The sequence below is a fragment of the Companilactobacillus suantsaicola genome (assembly GCF_004745525.1).
Lineage (GTDB): Bacteria > Bacillota > Bacilli > Lactobacillales > Lactobacillaceae > Companilactobacillus > Companilactobacillus suantsaicola.
The window spans coordinates 1-16,583 of the sequence record NZ_RKLY01000019.1 but is presented as its reverse complement, the minus strand read 5'-3'; the positions used below and the strand labels follow the sequence as shown (position 1 = coordinate 16,583).

The window sequence follows — 16,583 nt, the reverse complement described above, 5'->3', positions numbered from 1 at the left end:
CCAATCAGTTTTTTTATTAATCTAACAATTTCATCATCTGTAACCAATTCAAAGCCAACTCAATCCATTTCGAAGTCCAAGAATTGAGATATTTACGCTTCCCTGGCTTTTCTGTAACGTAAGTTCCAAACACCAGACCATGAATTCCCGAGCCAAACAGATGATATTCGACGGGAATGTTCAGTTCATTCATTCGGTCAACGTACTTGATCGTATTGACGACTTTGACTAATTCGTCGGTTTGAGTCTGCCAGACGAAAGCTGGTTTGGAATTTTGATTCAATAAATCTTGTGCTTTCCAAAGTGTTTGATCTTCACTAATTTGATGAAGTGCTTTATTGTCATTTGGAAAACTACCAGGGATCGTCATATCAATCACTGGATAACCTAGAATGACAGCGGCATGTTGTCCGTGATATTGATCTAATTGATATTTTTGACGTAACGCTGTATCGCTTGCAACGCCGTTATAAGATGCTACCACATGACCGCCAGCTGAGAAACCAACCAAAATGGTTTTCTTCTTATCAATGTGGCGTGACGCCGGTTGATTAGTTACCCAGTCGATTGTTTTGGCCAATTCTTGTAAGGCAGTTGGATAAACTGGGTCATTGCCGATCAACTGATATTCCAAGACGACAGCGTGCATTCCAAAAGAATTAAAGCGTAACGCTACAGGTTCTTCTTCTCTTTGTGAATGGAAGGTAAAACCACCACCTGGACAAATAATGGCAATTGGAAAATCGACTTCTTTATCGAAATCAGCAATTTGATCAAGCCAATAACTCTTCACTTGAAATTCGTGATTGGGAATCTGCAATTTATAATTTTTCGTTTCCATAGTCTACTCCTAAGCCACATTGACGTTCAAATTCATCGGATCATTCTTCTTAGCCAACATTTTGTCCGTGAATCCGAAGAGATAAACTAAAACGACTGAGATCAAAAGCGTTCCGTAATGAGAAATCAAGTAACCGTAGAAGTTGCTACCGATACCGACTCCTGGCGTGATGAAGGCTGGGAATCCAATCAAGGCACCGGACAAAGCGTAATTGTTGACCTTCAAGAATCCTGTCAACGCACCACCTAAAGCGCTGGCGATACTTGCAACCACAAAAATACGTTTGTACTTCAAATTGACACCGTATAGCGCTGGTTCAGTAACTCCGCAAAAGGCCGAAACCGCAGCGGCAAGAGAAACTTCCTTCAATTTCTTATTCTTAGTCTTCAAGAAGACTGCTAAAACGGCACCACCTTGGGCAACCATGGTAATTGAAAGAATCGAATTGATGTAACTGTGACCATTAGTAGCGATATCGTTGATAACAATTGGAATAAGTCCCCAGTGCAAACCGAAGATAACCATAGTTTGATAAACGCCACCGAGTACAAATCCAGATAAGGTTGGACTGAAGCTGTAAATGGCAACTAAACCGTTCGATAAGCCTTTACTCATAGCGGTGATAATTGGTCCAACACCGATCAAGATCACTAAACTCAAAACTAATGCTTCTAAAATAGGAATAAAGACACTTCTTAGATATAACGGAATGACTTTTTTCAAGAATTTTTCAACATATTTACCTAGCCAAGCAGCCACGATAATTGGGAAAACTGAAGATGTATAAGAAATCAAGGTCGTCGGAATCCCTAAGAAATTCGTGCTGGCCGTGCTAGCTTTACTTGCCAAAGTTAACAAGTTTGGATAGATGATGATTCCACCAACGATAGCTAAGACGATTGGATCAGAACTAAGTTTTTTAGCAGCGGTGAATCCTAAAATAATAGGTAAGAAGTAAAACGTTGCATCACCGATTGCATTTAAAATAACGTAAGTACCACTAGTTGTGGATAAAACTTTGAAACCTGTTAGAGCAGCTAAAATACCTTTCAAAATACCGGAACCAGCCAAGATACCAATAATCGGAATCATGGAAGCCGTCAAAACACCGATAAAGTTACTGATACCACTCTTGATTTTGTCCCAAACAGACATATTTTGTGCCTTAGTCGTTTCAGCAACTGCTTCAGCTGTAGCGGCGTTATTAGTGTATTGCGCCCCGATTTGGTCGATCACGGCGTCATAAACATCGGTTACCGCTTGACCAATCACGACTTGATACTGACCACCAGCTTTAGCAACACTGATTACGCCAGGTAAATTCTCAATCGTGTCGTCATTAGCTTTCTTGTCATCCTTTAAATAAAACCGCAAACGCGTAATACAGTGGATCAAACTGTTGATATTTTCCTTACCACCAACGTTTTCCACAATGTCAGTAGCTAATTGGTCATAATTGCCACCTTTACCCGCAGTTTTTTTAGTCTCTTTGACCACATCAATTAAAGCTCCGGCAACAATCTGTCCAGCGGTAATATTTGAATCCCCATCACTCAACAAAAATTGCTTTAAAATATCATTACTGTTGGTAATAGCCAAAATCACTGTCTTTTGTTTACCAGCATCCGTAATTTTTTTCAAATCGACCGAAATAACCGCTTGTCCCGCCGTTACGTGGTCTCCTTGTTTGATTGAAACAGTAAAAGGTTCACCCTTTAATTCAACCGTATCGATTCCTAAATGGACTAAAACGTCTGCTCCGTCAGTCGTTCTAATACCAAAGGCGTGTTTTGTTTCAGCAACCAAAGTCACCACACCAGAAACTGGCGCAACCACTTTACCGTCACTAGGTTCAATAGCAAAACCTTGTCCCATCAAACCTTGAGAGAAGACGGGATCTTTAACTTGGTCAAGCTTTAATAGCTTTCCGTCAACAGGAGCCGCTAATGAAATCAATGTTTGATTACTCATAACGTTCACAGTCCTTTTCTATAAAATAATTTCTTGATTACGCTTACATTATAGATACCGATTCCAGAATAGTCAATATTTATTCGAACTAATTTTATAGTTTAAGTCGAACACATATATCCAACGGTATCTACATCATGACACATTCAATTGTAATCTGAAAGCGCTTTATAGCATACTGATAAGATTCAAACGCAAAAACAATATATACAAATTTATATCAATTTCATAGACAAATGGTATAGTTATAAAAATGTCTTCCCCAAACATTTTTTAGTGATTAATTATTGATTTTTAGATTCTTTTTTAATTTTAGGTTGTGATTGATGCCGTCTTCCGCACAATAACGTATCCAGACAATAATTTAGTTTTACATTAATCACGAATAGAATTCCTACCCATTTCAAAATTTACTAAATTAACTGCATAGATCAAAAATCCAGTCTGGAGCAACAGTTCTGGGAAATGCTCAGCCGTGAAATTCTTGTTAATGCTTTAGCATTTACAAGAAGACCAATCTTGGAGACAATTTTCGGGCTTAAAAATTGGCTTCAAGTTGCGTCCACCGCGTTCCAGCGTTTCCCAGAACTGTTGCGGAAGACGGCATCCACCCACCACTACCAAAAAGAAAAATTACCATTCAGCCTAAATCATATTCACAAAAAGAAACTATACCTATTACAATAAATAAAGGTATATACATTTAATATAAAAAGCATAATTTTAGTTGTATACTTAATATAATCGTATCCGTAAATAAGGAATTACAAAGGAGAATAATGGATCTATTACAATTAGAGATATTGTTATTTCGCATAACTATTATAACCTTAGTTCTGTTCGTTATAACGATAATCATCTATTATTGGCGCTCGCGAAAATCGAACAACAACTACCTTGAGAATAAAGATTTTGAATTGAAATACTTTATTCAAAAACAAGTCGATCACACCGGCAAAACGATTGGCTATGAATGCCTATTACGTCAAAAACAACCCGACGGGACTTGGAAATTACCTAAAGATTTGGACTCGCTTCCCTTGCAACGAGTGATCTTTTTATTGGAAGACACCTTCAAATCTTTACCATCTGAACCAATCCGCCTATCAATTAATCTCGAATACAATCAAATAATCAGTGCTGATTTCTTGTACTTCGTGCGTTGGGCTATTTCAAAAATTGAACCGATGAAACTTTCAGTTGAGTATTCACCCAAGTTTGGTCCCAAATACGTCAACCATTACCAATTTGAAAACAAGATCAAGCGTGCTCAGGCATATGGTATGCAATTCAGCATCGATAACGTTGGTTCGCAAAAGCAGAGTCTCAAGGATATTGAATGGATGTTACCCTTCATTGACAGTATCAAATGCTCAATGCGTGATTTCCGTAAAAATGATCCTTCTATTTGGCTTGACTTAAATTTGCAGTCTTGGAATAAGATCACTAAAGAACACAATATTGAACTCGTTTTAATGGGTGTTGAAAACCAGGAAGATGAAGATTTAGCACAATTTCTCAAGATCAATACTCGTCAAGGTTACTTGTTTGGTCATCCTACTAATCCCGAAGTTCAAGGAGATAACTATGAAAAAAGATGACCAACAGCAACTCTATACCGATGAATATTTTGAAAAAGGCCATTGGCTGAGAAAGATATTTCAAACTTTACTTGCTTTGATTGGTTGGTTTTGTGTGATCGCTCCTATCGTTATAACGGTGACAGCTTTTTGGGCTAGTTTTAATCCGAAGATTCCTCATATCTGGTCGTATGCCGAAGGAATTCTGGAGATCCGTTTTATCGGCGTTATACTGTTCTTTGCTTTTGTAATGTCGGGGATTTTTGCTATCAGTATGACGATCATTCAAAACCGCAAGCGTGACCGTTTGGTTGAGCAGTGGCCTACTTTTAATCCTATCAATCAAAGAAAGCGTGAAGACACTTTGGCCAAGTTCATCGATCAACGTTTTGGCGACCAAGAATTTCGCGAAAATGTCCGGACGCTAGATATTCAACCAGAACAAAATTTAGATACCGATGCTATTCAAAAACTATACGAGGAAAATAATCTCAACGATTTAGATTAAGGGAGAATTATGTATAACATTTTTATTGACCACATTTTTGAGTCGACGACGCTGGGCACTATTCTCAATATTTGCTTGTTGATTCTGTGCCTGTACCCAATTACTGGGTCTTTTTTGTGGTTCTTTGGAGCGTTATCCTATCGTTTTGTTAAGACTGACAAATCTGACGACGACTGGGTTGAAATCCCTCCAAACGAACAACCAATGATTACCATCATGATTCCAGCGCATAACGAAGAAGTCATGATTGAGGAAACAATCACTTACCTATTTGAACACTTAAATTACAGTAACTTCGAAGTACTGGTGATGAATGATGGCTCAACTGATAAAACAGCTGACATCATCAAGGAATTGCAGACTAAATATCCTAAATTACGCACGATCAATATTATCAAAAATAAGGGTAAAGCCCATGCTTTCAATATTGGCATGCATTTCGCCAAAGGTGAGTACATTCTCAGTAACGATGCGGACACAATTCCCGAACCCGATGCCTTGATGAAATACATGAACTTTTTCATCCACGCTCGCGATATGAATACTTCAGCCGTGACTGCTAATATGGACGTTCAAAATCGGACCACTCTCTTGGGAAAGTCACAAACGGTTGAATTCTCAAGTATTGTCGGCGTAATTAAACGGAGTCAGACTTCAGTTAACGATTCAATGTATGCTTACAGTGGTGCCAATACTTTATACAAGAAGGATTTTTTGATCGACGTCGGTGGCTTCAGACAAAATCGAGCTACTGAAGATATTAGTATCGCTTGGGATCATCAAACAATCGGGGTTGTCCCACGATTTGCTCCAAACATTGTCTTTCATATGAACGTTCCTGAAACTATCAAGGATTTATACAAACAACGCAAACGTTGGGCTCAAGGCGGGACTGAAGTTTGGTTGACGAACTTGAAAAAATTCTTAGTCCATCCAATTAAACGTCGTTACCAAATGTCGATGTTTATCGATTCAAGTTTGTCGATCATCTGGTCATTTTTCTTCGTCATCACCTCAATTTTCTTTATTCTCCTAATGATTTGGTTCTTTATTCATGGCAATTATGAACGGATCTTTCACGCTTTTGCCATTTCCTTTATTTTCGTAACTTTTGAAATGATTGCTGGCTTGATTCAGTTGATCACCGCTTTGATTTTGGATCACCATGCGGCCAAGTTGAAGTATGTATTGTTTGCACCACTATACATTTTGTTCTATTGGATGATCAATCCTATTACGGTTGTGACTACTTTCATACCTGCCGTCAAGACTATTTTTGGCTTTGGTTCCGGTACTTGGTCAAGTCCAGAAAGAAAGAGTTTACAGAAAAAATAGTTACCTTTTCACAAATAAATAATTGGACTTTTAGCACTTCTACCGATATGATTATTGGGAAATCAAAGATTTGGAGTGCTGCAATAAATGAAAAGAAAACTGTGGATTTGGTTGTTGGTCTTAGCTTCTATTGTTTTAGTGGTTGATAAGAATCCCAATTTAATTCCGCATTTAAAATCAACCGTCCAAGAAGCTGGCGTCAAAGTACAACCTTACTTATACTCATTAGAAGCTTCAGTTGATAGAAAACTCAATGGCACGACCCAGACTACCACTGAGCACCAAGTAGGTTCGACAGTGACTCCAGCTGAGAGTCCGATGAAAGATGTTTCCACTTCGAATGTGTATTACTTCCATTTTAAAAAGGATGTTCCACAATCAGTCAGAGATGTTTTCACGCGAGCCGTTAATACCTACAATGCCACAGGGATTGTCCGTTTAATACCAGGACAACCTCAAACTAATAAGAATAGTATTACCTTTTTTGTCTATCACAAGAAAATCGAAAACATTGCCTCTAGAACTGTTGAATTAGGTAACGGTGGCCCTTCATCATTAGTGATCAACCACTTTGCCATCAACACCGCTCAAGCAGGTTTAAACTTACAATATCCCGATTTGTCAATTAAAGATTCCGTTGCCGTCCACGAACTAGGACATGCCTTAGGACTAGCTCATAGTTCTAGCACTAAATCAGTCATGTACCCAATGGATCAAGGTATTAGTACCTTATCTCAAGGTGACATCAATGGTTTGCGGGCAGTTTATCGTTCTGGCAAATAAAAAGAGTTCCATAAAGCGTATGCTTTATAGAACTCTTTTTCTATACCTTTTTTTCGCGAACACTTTTGATCCAACGCGGCGAATAACCAAATTGTAATGAAATCTCTTGGTTAGTCATATTGTCTAACTTTCCGTCTTGAATAGCTTGTTTCAATGAAACTCGATCATACATTTTCATTGGTAACTGTAATTGAGTTCCTCGAAATAGTTCGTAAATCTTTAATAAATTCTCTTCCCCGACGATGTCATACAATGCCTTGTACGTTGGATGCAACATGTCATAGTTTACCTTACTGTGCATATTGCCACGCCTCCTATAGCGATTTTTCCTAACAGTTATAAAATATCAAAAAATACAAGACACTAAAAATATCTTCTACATGTATAGTTACATGTAATGTTCATTAGAAATCTACAAGGAAAGCAGAATTAACTCTAGCATGTCATCGAAGCTATCACGCTTGGAGATTGGTGTATTAGTATAACGGCCGCTACCGACGTTGATAATTTGGCCAATGATCAAATTGCGTAACATTCGGGAAAAGACCATCTGCCGTTTTTCATCAGGAATTAACGGTTTTAAATAGCGATGTAAAATTTCATAAATATTTCTAAAACTACTATTTAAAGGTTCATCATGTAAATGATCAGCCGGGATATCAATAATTTGTTGAACCATCACATACTGTCCTAAAGAAAATTGGACACAGACATGACAAAAAGCTTTAATAGCTTGTTTCCCAGTCAGTCCTAAGAGATCAACCTCTAAACGTTGTGCTAGCTTATCATAAAAGTCCGCTGCCACACTAACTCTGACAGCTAAAACATCTGGAAAATAATTGTAAATCGCTTGTGAACGAGTACCGACTAGTCGACCGAGCTTACTAAAAGTTAAATTATCTTCTTGATTGATAATTTGAATCGCTGCCGTAATAACTTTTTCTTTTGATAAAGTCCGTGCTGTCATCTTAAAGACACCTCCCCTTAACACTTCATTATAGGTGGAGGATTTTTATAATTCTATTATTTATCAAGTGATATACAAAATGGAACTTATGTCTAAATGTCTAATTTTTCGTCTTTGTAAAAATAATCATGATCATGTTGATTTATTTCACGTAAAACTTTGCAAGGAACTCCAACCGCTACCACATTGTCAGGAATATCTTTTGTAACAACACTCCCCGCTCCAATCACTGAATTATCCCCAATTTTCACTCCCGGTAAAACCGTCACATTACTACCCAACCAAACGTTTTTACCAATCGTGACCGTTTTATTGAATTGATAATGCTTAGCTCTAATCGTTGGTTCAATCGGGTGTCCAGCCGTTGCTACCGTTACATTGGGGCCAAACATAGTATCATCGCCAATGTAGATTTCACCATCATCAACTAACGTGAGATTAAAGTTAGCATAGAAATTCTTACCAATATGGACGTGCTTGCCACCCCAGTTAGCGTGAAACGGCGTTTCAATCATACCGCCAGTCCCAAATTCCGCAAACATCTGTTGCAACATATCAGATTTTAAATTCAGCCCCGAACGTCTTAATTCGTTATAACGGTCATTTAATTCTTGTGCTTGAAGTTGTTCTTTTAAAAGTGCTTCGTCATCAGGATTATAGACTTTTCCTTGTTTCATGCGATCTATATTTGTCATCAGTAACCTCCTAATAATATTATAGACAAAAAAAGCCCCCCTTAGGAAAGCTTTTTGGTGTGTTCTCTTCTAAATAAATAACCTAAAATCAAAATTACTGCGACGATCAACAACATTGCCGTCAACATGATACTGTGAATTCCGGAGAAGAAAATCCGTCTCATTTCTGGAATCAAATCCTTAGGTAAGTACTTCGCATCGGCGGCATTACTGAGTTTGTTCATCATTGCCATCGTTATATAACCGTTACTATTTTTAACTCCGTGCATCAAAGCAATGTTTAAAATGACTCCATAAATTGAAGACATGAAAGTCTGACTGAGGATTCTGACTAAGTAAGCAAAGGAGGTTGAAATTGGCACATCACGTTCTTCGACGTCAAATTGTACCGCAATCGACAAGGCGTTGAAACAGATTCCGACCCCAAAGCCTTCAAAGACTCCCATGATCAATAGGAAAGTATAACTGGCACTTTGTTTTGCAACGTACAAACCGGCAAAAGAAATCAAGAAAGCAATTGTCCCGATACCAATAATCGAGTAACGATTCAATTTTCTTTGAATCAGCGGTTCTAGTTCTGACCCGATGAAGTTGGCAATGGCCCCAGGAATCTGTGTCATGCCACCGATCAAAGCGCTCAAGCCCATAATTCCTTGTGCCCACATGGGAATATAGATGTTGAAAGCGACAAACGACCCCCACAACAAGGCAAACAAAATCAAGTCAATCACGAGTTTCTCATTCTTGAACAGGCGATTAGGCACAATGGGATCATCAACGTGACTCTCAACTCGTGACATCCAAAAAATCATCAAGCCACCAACAATAACAAAAGCAATCGTGATGAAAATCGAAGCGACTCCCAGTAATTGAATTCCAATCAAAATGGCAGTCAATCCAAGCACCATCAAAATTGCTCCTCGATAATCGACTTTTTCATGGTTCAAGGTTTCTTTAATCCTGAAGAATAATGCAATAATAATAATTGAAAGCAGTGCCAAAGGTAAATTAATATAGAACACCCAATGCCAACTGAACGTATCAACGATCCAACCACCAATCAGCGGTCCGATAATTGAAGTTCCACTGAATCCAGCAGACGCAATCCCAATAACTTGCGAACGGCGTTTAATATTTTTGAAAATCTGGGAATAAATGATAAAAGGAATTGTGTTCATACCACCAGCACCAATCCCCATCACACATCTAGCAGTAATAAACCAAATAATGTTAGGAGCGAGTCCTTGGAACAAAGCTCCAATCATGAAAACAATTGTAGCCGTGATATAGGCAATCTTATTTCCACGCTTCTCGCCAAATTTACTCCATAACGGTGTCGAAACGGCCATTCCTAATAGGAAAATAGCCACGATCCAACCCATGTATTGAATTCCGTGCAAATCACTGATGATTGCTGGCAAAGCGGTATTAATAATTGTAGCGTCCAAGCCTGCCATCATATTCGACAAAACTAAGGCGAAAGTAACTAAAATTTTTCGATTGCGACTCATATCCCGACTTCTTTCCCCAAGTATAAAAAATAAGACCTCCACTAAGTGTCCGCCTTACCTCGCATAACTAATATATTTTTACAGAAAATGAATAACCATCTTTCAATTATAGACTTCTTTTCTTGTTTCGCAAAGTCAATTACTATCAAAATTTTCGCTGTTACGGTAAACTGCAAATTGAAGGTGAATTATGGAAAAAAACAATAATAAAATCGATATTGATAAGTTAAGCAGTCAAGCTAAAAAGAAACTCAAAGAGATTCAAATCAAGCACAATTTTAAGAGTATGGAAGAAGCTGCACAGTACATGTTGAATTTTACTAAGGAACAGAAGTAAAGCTTTGTTAGTATAGCTCTTTAGTTTGGGTAGTGATTGATTCCCGTCTTCCACAACAGTTCTGGGAAACGCTGGAACGCTGTCGGCACAACTTGAAGCCTTTTTCAAAACCGGAAAAAGTCTCCAAGCTTGGCCTTCTAGTAAGCGATAAATCGCTAACTAGAATTTGACGGCTGAGCATTTCCCAGAACTGTTGTTCCAGACTAGAGTGCAAATCTATGCTTTATTTCAATGGATTCTGAATTGGATATAGGTTCTATTCGGGATTAATGGGAAATTGTTTTATAGTCTGGATTCATTATCGTATTTCTGTATTTTGATTAAGTTAATTTTTAGAAAAATAATTGAGAATCTTACTTAATCGTGATAAATTGTTGCAATATGCAGGATTCTCTTTCTTTTGTCATTATTATTTCTATATTGAATAAGAACCCACAATCCTACTTATCAAAATACCAAACTACTAATCAGAATAGAGTTATTATTCTTAAATAAATGGAAAGCAAATAAAAAATAAGTGTGAAATTCAGTCCGGAATAGCAAAGAAAATTGGCTCAGATGTGAAATTTTTGTTAATGCTTTAGCATTTACAAAAAGGCCGAGCTTGGAAATGCCGCGCCCTTTGCGGTAGTTTCAAGTCGTGCCCACATCGTTCCAGCCAAATTTTCTTTGCTATGGAGGACGGCATACTACACCACCACAAAAAGAACTTCAACAATATAACAATTGCTGAAGTTCTTTTTATTTTTTCAATGCTTCAATAATAAATGATTCCATCTTTTCAGGTTTCGTGATTGGGGCGAATCTCTTTACGAGACTACCATTTTTGTCGATCAAAAACTTGGTGAAATTCCACTTGATTCTGCCTTTACCTGATTGATCCTTTAAATAAGTAAACAGTGGATCTTCACCTAGACCATTTAGGACAACTTGTCGAGTCATGGGAAAAGTCACTCCGTAGTGCATTTGGCAAAAGTCGCTAGTGGCTTCATCGCTGTCCAATTCTTGATGAAATTGATTCGACGGTAATCCTAAAACCTCTAGACCACGTGTCCGATATTTGTTGTAAAGCTCTTCAATAGCTTCTAGTTGCGGAGCTAGACCACATTTGCTAGCGGTATTGACGATCAAAAGCACCTTGCCTTGATAATCTCTGAAATCAATAATTCCGCCATTCATCTCAGTTTCTCGAAAATTGTAAATTGCTTCCATTCCAATACCGCCTTTCCTAGTCCAATTTATCTGTTAACTATCGACTCAATTATACTAGAAAGACTTGCGAACAAGACAATTGTAATCAAAATTTATTCGATTATTTACCAAATGGAAATCACGCTTTTTTATCTAGTCGATGAATTGAATAAACTAAAATAATCGCTGCAATCAATAACAATAACGCCGTCAAATAAGCAAAGTGCATCCCACTCAAAAACCAACTAGGATTGTGACTTGGATAATAAGCTATCTGCTTACCAGCTTTAACACTCATGCCAGAATAAAGACTGGTTGTGGCCAAACTGACTCCGATACCCATACCGAGATTTCTGAACAAAGCCGCTAGACTACCGGCAATCCCTTGATATTCTGCTGGGGCATAACCCATAATCATTGGATTATTTTGGAAACCACCGTTACCTACTCCTAAGAACAACAGCATAAAGGTAAATAGATACAAATTCTCCTTACCAGTGACGAACATCAAGAAAACGATTGGAATAGCATAGACGAAGAGATTAAAAATCGAGACTGAAGCGGCGTTATACTTATCGGTGAAATAGCCGGCAATTGGGGCGGCAATCACGTTAGCAAACGGAATTGCCATCATAATCAGCCCGGTCAATGAGGTACTCAACGCTCTAAAATTAGTTAAGTAAAACGGCATTATAACGTTGGCGTAATAACCGATAGAAAAGACAATCAGTGCACTGACTAGACTCAACGTCAAACGTGATATTTTGAAAATCTTTAAATTTATTAGTGGTTCTGCAAGACGTTTTTCGACATAGAAGAAGATCATCCAAAAGACTAGACTGACTGCAAAAGTGGATAAAACACTGACTTTTCCAAAACCAATATCTTGACCTAAGAAGATACTGACGAAAAATGTTGCGATGGCAATTGAGTAAGTAATCAGTCCTAGCCAATCATAAGAAACCCGCTTTACTTTGCGATTTTCCTTCGGGAACATGAATCTGCCGTAGATGTAGACGATAATACCAATTGGAATGTTGATGATAAAAATCCAGTGCCACGACAGAACACTCAAGACCAATCCACCTAGACCAGGTCCGGAAATATTACCGAGTTGGGCAATAATACTGTTGATTCCATAAGCTCGACCACGCTGGCTCATCGGAAAAATCATCGCGATAATACCAATATTAGTCGCCATACTCATGCTAGCACCCAAGCCTTGAACGACTCGTCCGACCAATAGGATATATAACGACGGGCTCATTGCACAGGTCAGTGAACCAATGGTGAAAAAAATCGTTCCAGTTTGAAAAATTTTGATATAACCGATTTGATCGGCCATTCGACCCCAAAATAGCAATAACATACAAATCATGATCAGATAAACTGATACGATCCATTCGGCTCGATTCATGGGAACGTTTAAATCTTTAGTTAAACTTGGAATTGCGACGTTGACGATACTGGCATCCAACAATTGCATGAATGACATAAAACTAGTCGCAAATAGTGTCAAAATATTATGTTTAGTTTTCATGAAAATAACTCCTCAAAAATACACTTCTAATATTAGACCTCTTAACTTCTTTCAAGCAAATGCAATAAACGCTTCCATAAAAATAAAGCTATGTAATGATTTGTCTTTGAACAACTCATTGCATAGCTTTATTTAGATATCCGTTACTTTGATACCCGCTTGTTTCAATATTTTACTTTCAATCCCATGTTCCAACTCTTTATCATGATGAATTGGAACTGGCAAAGTCACATTCGTAGTTGGATTGTACATTTTCAAGTGCGACCCATTTTGCGACTTCTTAACAAAACCATGTTGTCGTAATATTTTAACGATTTTCTGGGGTTTCATTGCCATAAGAATTACCCCCTCTCGTTACCATTGTACACAAGATTGGCGGTATACAAAAATTTAGTCTCTCAAATCCAAAGCGTATTGGTAAGAAATCACCTCATCAAGCACCGTTTTTTGAAAGGCAGTTTCTTGATGGGAGTACTCACTCATCATCTCAATATCGTAACCTTCAAAATCCTTTGAAACTTTCTGCAATATACTAAATTCAGAATTTGTGAAAACTGCTTTATCGAAATCACGCAAACTGATGAACTTTGACCCACGGCCATCCGCAAAAGGTTCTGTTGTGACATCCCCATTATCTTTAAGAATAGTGTATAACAACTCAAAATCGCTAGGAACCGGCCCATGATGATCATGTGTATAGACGATTCCACTAATAGCTTTTGAATTATCTCTAAAGAAACGAAAATCGCTATAAAACAGTAACTTGTTCAATTTAGTTTTGGATAAATTGGAATTCTCTTGCGTAAAATACAAAACCATATTGGAAAGTTTCTCCAAATTAAATTCGGTGAAACCATCATCTAAGGTCGATTTATCATTTTGATTTCTAAAAATATAAGAATTTAGTAACGACTCACTTTTTAATTGGACCGTCATTTTTGAAATGGAATCTTCAGCCCTTCTCCTATCGTAATCACTCAGCTTGTTCTTATTTTGCATAAATAATTTGATAACATAACTGCTGTCATTTTTTAAATTCAATAATAAATTATTCATACTCTCAGCTGGCAAGGCCCCTTTTTCGTATCTAGCAATCGTGGCAGAACCTACATCCAATAGTTTTGCGAAAGCTCTTTGTGACAAATGGTATTTCTTTCTAATGGCAACAATCTCTTCTGGTGTAATGAGGTGATTCTTTTGCCGATATTGATCATAAGCCATTTCGATTGCGTGATTGTCTAAATTCAAATCAAAAACTATCTCATTGTTCACGTCATTGATCAAAGCATCCGCAAGTACTGTTATTTCTTGATTGCGGACGTGGAAAGTTTGCCGGCGTTTTTCAATATGTGTTTGCATCGGTTTCCTCCGTTTAATCTTTATACGGTAAAAAATAAGGTTTTCTACTTCTATGAAAAGATAAAACCTTACATTTATCATTTTGAAATTTTAATTTAATATAAATAGGAATGTTTTGCTTTTCACTGTCCATCTCATAAATAAATTCCCAAATCATTGTTCCATCCCCATTAAAATCAGGACTTGTACCACGATAATAATCGGCTGGCGTTAAATTCTGAAGAATATTCACCGCTTCTTTTAAATTAATTTCCAATTCTAAAATACCATCAAAAATTCTGGGAACCCACTCTATTCCCTGTTTTGAGATCGATATTTTAATCTTAATTAAAAATAGAGCAATATTATTTCTTGTTGTAATAGACATCCAATTTACCATCACTATTCAAAGGTATATTAACCAATATTTTTTGCTTTTGCAATCAATTGATATCAAAAACGATTTAAAAAATATCCTTAACTGTTCTAAATTACGAAAAAATTATTCAATCTCAACTATGCATAAGCTTTTTTTATCCGGAAGAGTTATGGAATCGCATAAGAATCAGCTTTTCACTATGGCTGGAGTCTTTTCGGACTTTCGTAAGGAAGCGCCAATGAAAAGTTTTCTTTACAACATCAATACGATTGACGAAGATACCAATATGACTGTTCAACTTATTCATGCCACACTTGGAGAAACTAAACATCAAATTAGTCAGACTGGAAGTTGGTGAATCCCCAACAAGATCTTATTGCATATCACTATACTAAAAAAGCACATCGAAATTGATGTGCTTTTTTTATAAATTCATTATTAAGCAATTAATTATCATAAATTTAAATAATATTTATATTTAATTAGTGATACTAGATCATTCAAAAATGCCAATTTGATAAACTATACCTGTTACCTTCCTAGTCTGGTATCAGATTGGAGGTATGTTTCATGTGGAGTTCCTTTTTGCCCCTCTTGTGGTTGGCTTGATAATCGCTTGGTTTGCCGACCGGCTACGTCGCAAACACCGCAAGCAAAATAAAAAGGTAATTCTAGCCCACTATAAAACCCGAAGCGAGACCCCCTCACTTCGGGTTTTGGTGTGCATAATGTGTTCCTTTTTTGCATCTAAACTATAACACGTCAACAACTATAAACCAATATTTCGCAATATAGGAATTCTACTTAAAGTTCCAATTTATTCTTCAAAGCTTCAGTTAAAATAGCCGAAAAATTTAAATTCTGTTTCTTTCCTAAAACGACTAAATATTCTGGAACGGTAACATTCTTACGAACAGTTTTGGGATTATTACGCCGATACTCTTCCATATCAATGTAAACGACTGTTTTTATATCTTCATCTTTTACTTTAATATCCTCAATTTTAGTAGCTTGTGGATATTCAGTTTTATCTTCTAACATTATGCCAATTGCATCTTGAGCCATCAATAAAGCATCTTTCATCGTTTCACCTTGAGTCCAAGTACCATGATCAATATCAGGAATCTCAACGCTATATCCTTGATCTTCGGGATGCAAAATAACTGGGTAAATTAAGATTTTTCTTCCTGCTGACATATTTTTCTCCTTTAAAAGAATTATTCTAATCCTGCTTTCTTCAAAATAGCATGTTCAATTCCCTTTTTCATTTCTCGTGCGTGAATAGGAATTGGAATAGTTACTTTAGTTAAGGGATTATACATTTTCAAATGTGAACCTTGTTGTGATTTTTCAATAAAGCCATTTCGTTTCAAGATTCTAACTAATTCTCTGGGCTTCATGGGCATAAGAATTATTCCTCTCACATTTATTATACACATCAATATGTATTTTTACATTTTGATGCTTATAATATAAATTACGAAAAAATGTAAGCAGTAAATAACCGACCGTATTGATTTTCTGATTTCTTTCAGAACGCAAAAACACCCGACTTTCTTTCCAGAAAGTCGAGTGCTTTTTCTTCTATAATTGTTGGTTTAGGCTTC

At 37.1% G+C, this 16,583-nt stretch carries 18 protein-coding genes; 5 read left to right on the top strand and 13 right to left on the bottom strand.

Annotation, left to right across the window (positions count from 1 at the left end; genetic code table 11):
• Window positions 1–16: 16 nt before the first annotated feature.
• Together EGT49_RS07955 and EGT49_RS07950 are read right to left on the bottom strand one after the other, a co-directional pair.
• Window positions 17–841, bottom strand: coding sequence for an alpha/beta hydrolase (locus EGT49_RS07955; protein ID WP_135373220.1), 825 nt, complete (start codon window positions 839–841; stop codon window positions 17–19).
• A gap of 9 nt (window positions 842–850) precedes the next feature.
• Window positions 851–2,812 carry a PTS sugar transporter subunit IIABC gene (locus EGT49_RS07950; RefSeq protein ID WP_135373218.1) on the bottom strand — a complete coding sequence of 654 codons (1,962 nt, stop codon included), beginning with the start codon at window positions 2,810–2,812 and terminating at the stop codon, window positions 851–853.
• Between the two features lie 779 nt (window positions 2,813–3,591).
• On the opposite strand from EGT49_RS07950, the gene EGT49_RS07945 reads away from it, so the two are divergent.
• The 4 genes from EGT49_RS07945 to EGT49_RS07930 all read left to right on the top strand — a co-directional run bounded on the left by EGT49_RS07945 (window position 3,592) and on the right by EGT49_RS07930 (window position 7,018).
• A complete protein-coding gene (locus EGT49_RS07945) occupies window positions 3,592–4,413 on the top strand; it encodes an EAL domain-containing protein (RefSeq protein WP_135373216.1) in 822 nt (273 codons plus the stop codon).
• Window positions 4,400–4,900, top strand: coding sequence for a hypothetical protein (locus EGT49_RS07940; protein ID WP_135373214.1), 501 nt, complete (start codon window positions 4,400–4,402; stop codon window positions 4,898–4,900). Before EGT49_RS07945 ends, EGT49_RS07940 begins: the two co-directional genes overlap by 14 nt.
• 9 nt (window positions 4,901–4,909) lie before the next feature.
• Complete coding sequence (locus EGT49_RS07935) at window positions 4,910–6,235, top strand: glycosyltransferase family 2 protein (protein ID WP_135373212.1); 1,326 nt, start codon at window positions 4,910–4,912, stop codon at window positions 6,233–6,235.
• Between the two features lie 87 nt (window positions 6,236–6,322).
• Window positions 6,323–7,018, top strand: coding sequence for a M57 family metalloprotease (locus EGT49_RS07930; protein ID WP_135373210.1), 696 nt, complete (start codon window positions 6,323–6,325; stop codon window positions 7,016–7,018).
• A gap of 40 nt (window positions 7,019–7,058) precedes the next feature.
• Here EGT49_RS07930 and EGT49_RS07925 read toward each other — a convergent pair whose 3' ends face one another.
• The 4 genes from EGT49_RS07925 to EGT49_RS07910 form a co-directional block, all read right to left on the bottom strand.
• Window positions 7,059–7,319 (bottom strand): hypothetical protein, encoded by a 261-nt coding sequence (locus tag EGT49_RS07925; protein ID WP_135373208.1) that lies wholly within the window; start codon window positions 7,317–7,319, stop codon window positions 7,059–7,061.
• Window positions 7,320–7,430: 111 nt separating this feature from the next.
• Complete coding sequence (locus EGT49_RS07920; protein WP_135373206.1) at window positions 7,431–7,985, bottom strand: TetR/AcrR family transcriptional regulator; 555 nt, start codon at window positions 7,983–7,985, stop codon at window positions 7,431–7,433.
• A gap of 92 nt (window positions 7,986–8,077) precedes the next feature.
• A complete protein-coding gene (locus EGT49_RS07915; RefSeq protein ID WP_135373204.1) occupies window positions 8,078–8,680 on the bottom strand; it encodes a sugar O-acetyltransferase in 603 nt (200 codons plus the stop codon).
• Window positions 8,681–8,721: 41 nt separating this feature from the next.
• On the bottom strand, window positions 8,722–10,191 hold the full coding sequence (locus tag EGT49_RS07910; RefSeq protein WP_135373202.1) for an MFS transporter: 1,470 nt from the start codon (window positions 10,189–10,191) through the stop codon (window positions 8,722–8,724).
• Window positions 10,192–10,381: 190 nt separating this feature from the next.
• Here EGT49_RS07910 and EGT49_RS12485 point away from each other — a divergent pair, with 190 nt between their 5' ends.
• The gene (locus tag EGT49_RS12485; RefSeq protein ID WP_167849800.1) at window positions 10,382–10,528 is read left to right on the top strand and encodes a hypothetical protein; all 147 of its coding nucleotides are present in this window, start codon (window positions 10,382–10,384) and stop codon (window positions 10,526–10,528) included.
• Window positions 10,529–11,269: 741 nt separating this feature from the next.
• Here the strand turns inward: EGT49_RS12485 and EGT49_RS07905 are convergent.
• The 7 genes from EGT49_RS07905 to EGT49_RS07870 form a co-directional block, all read right to left on the bottom strand.
• Window positions 11,270–11,740, bottom strand: coding sequence for a glutathione peroxidase (locus EGT49_RS07905; RefSeq protein WP_135373200.1), 471 nt, complete (start codon window positions 11,738–11,740; stop codon window positions 11,270–11,272).
• Between the two features lie 118 nt (window positions 11,741–11,858).
• On the bottom strand, window positions 11,859–13,259 hold the full coding sequence (locus EGT49_RS07900; RefSeq protein ID WP_135373198.1) for an MFS transporter: 1,401 nt from the start codon (window positions 13,257–13,259) through the stop codon (window positions 11,859–11,861).
• 132 nt (window positions 13,260–13,391) lie between these two features.
• Entirely contained in the window at window positions 13,392–13,595 is a 204-nt protein-coding gene (locus EGT49_RS07895; RefSeq protein WP_119327141.1) for a type II toxin-antitoxin system HicA family toxin, read from the bottom strand.
• Window positions 13,596–13,649: 54 nt separating this feature from the next.
• Window positions 13,650–14,618 carry a type II TA system antitoxin MqsA family protein gene (locus EGT49_RS07890; protein ID WP_167849799.1) on the bottom strand — a complete coding sequence of 323 codons (969 nt, stop codon included), beginning with the start codon at window positions 14,616–14,618 and terminating at the stop codon, window positions 13,650–13,652.
• Window positions 14,619–14,631: 13 nt separating this feature from the next.
• Window positions 14,632–14,985, bottom strand: a complete 354-nt coding sequence (locus tag EGT49_RS07885; RefSeq protein ID WP_167849798.1) for a type II toxin-antitoxin system MqsR family toxin — start codon at window positions 14,983–14,985, stop codon at window positions 14,632–14,634.
• Window positions 14,986–15,780: 795 nt separating this feature from the next.
• Window positions 15,781–16,173 carry a type II toxin-antitoxin system HicB family antitoxin gene (locus EGT49_RS07875; RefSeq protein ID WP_135373192.1) on the bottom strand — a complete coding sequence of 131 codons (393 nt, stop codon included), beginning with the start codon at window positions 16,171–16,173 and terminating at the stop codon, window positions 15,781–15,783.
• A gap of 20 nt (window positions 16,174–16,193) precedes the next feature.
• Complete coding sequence (locus tag EGT49_RS07870; protein ID WP_135373191.1) at window positions 16,194–16,382, bottom strand: type II toxin-antitoxin system HicA family toxin; 189 nt, start codon at window positions 16,380–16,382, stop codon at window positions 16,194–16,196.
• Between the last annotated feature and the right edge of the window lie 201 nt (window positions 16,383–16,583).

Bases quoted from the DNA above. Each gene is read 5' to 3' on its own strand.
- EGT49_RS07900 (WP_135373198.1), bottom strand. From the start codon at position 13,259: ATGAAAACTAAACATAATATTTTGACACTATTTGCGACTAGTTTTATG.
- EGT49_RS12485 (WP_167849800.1), top strand. From the start codon at position 10,382: ATGGAAAAAAACAATAATAAAATCGATATTGATAAGTTAAGCAGTCAA.
- EGT49_RS07930 (WP_135373210.1), top strand. From the start codon at position 6,323: ATGAAAAGAAAACTGTGGATTTGGTTGTTGGTCTTAGCTTCTATTGTT.
- EGT49_RS07910 (WP_135373202.1), bottom strand. From the start codon at position 10,191: ATGAGTCGCAATCGAAAAATTTTAGTTACTTTCGCCTTAGTTTTGTCG.
- EGT49_RS07895 (WP_119327141.1), bottom strand. From the start codon at position 13,595: ATGGCAATGAAACCCCAGAAAATCGTTAAAATATTACGACAACATGGT.
- EGT49_RS07925 (WP_135373208.1), bottom strand. From the start codon at position 7,319: ATGCACAGTAAGGTAAACTATGACATGTTGCATCCAACGTACAAGGCA.
- EGT49_RS07945 (WP_135373216.1), top strand. From the start codon at position 3,592: ATGGATCTATTACAATTAGAGATATTGTTATTTCGCATAACTATTATA.
- EGT49_RS07955 (WP_135373220.1), bottom strand. From the start codon at position 841: ATGGAAACGAAAAATTATAAATTGCAGATTCCCAATCACGAATTTCAA.
- EGT49_RS07920 (WP_135373206.1), bottom strand. From the start codon at position 7,985: ATGACAGCACGGACTTTATCAAAAGAAAAAGTTATTACGGCAGCGATT.
- EGT49_RS07875 (WP_135373192.1), bottom strand. From the start codon at position 16,173: ATGTCAGCAGGAAGAAAAATCTTAATTTACCCAGTTATTTTGCATCCC.
- EGT49_RS07935 (WP_135373212.1), top strand. From the start codon at position 4,910: ATGTATAACATTTTTATTGACCACATTTTTGAGTCGACGACGCTGGGC.
- EGT49_RS07915 (WP_135373204.1), bottom strand. From the start codon at position 8,680: ATGACAAATATAGATCGCATGAAACAAGGAAAAGTCTATAATCCTGAT.
- EGT49_RS07890 (WP_167849799.1), bottom strand. From the start codon at position 14,618: ATGCAAACACATATTGAAAAACGCCGGCAAACTTTCCACGTCCGCAAT.
- EGT49_RS07940 (WP_135373214.1), top strand. From the start codon at position 4,400: ATGAAAAAAGATGACCAACAGCAACTCTATACCGATGAATATTTTGAA.
- EGT49_RS07870 (WP_135373191.1), bottom strand. From the start codon at position 16,382: ATGCCCATGAAGCCCAGAGAATTAGTTAGAATCTTGAAACGAAATGGC.
- EGT49_RS07885 (WP_167849798.1), bottom strand. From the start codon at position 14,985: ATGTCTATTACAACAAGAAATAATATTGCTCTATTTTTAATTAAGATT.
- EGT49_RS07950 (WP_135373218.1), bottom strand. From the start codon at position 2,812: ATGAGTAATCAAACATTGATTTCATTAGCGGCTCCTGTTGACGGAAAG.
- EGT49_RS07905 (WP_135373200.1), bottom strand. From the start codon at position 11,740: ATGGAAGCAATTTACAATTTTCGAGAAACTGAGATGAATGGCGGAATT.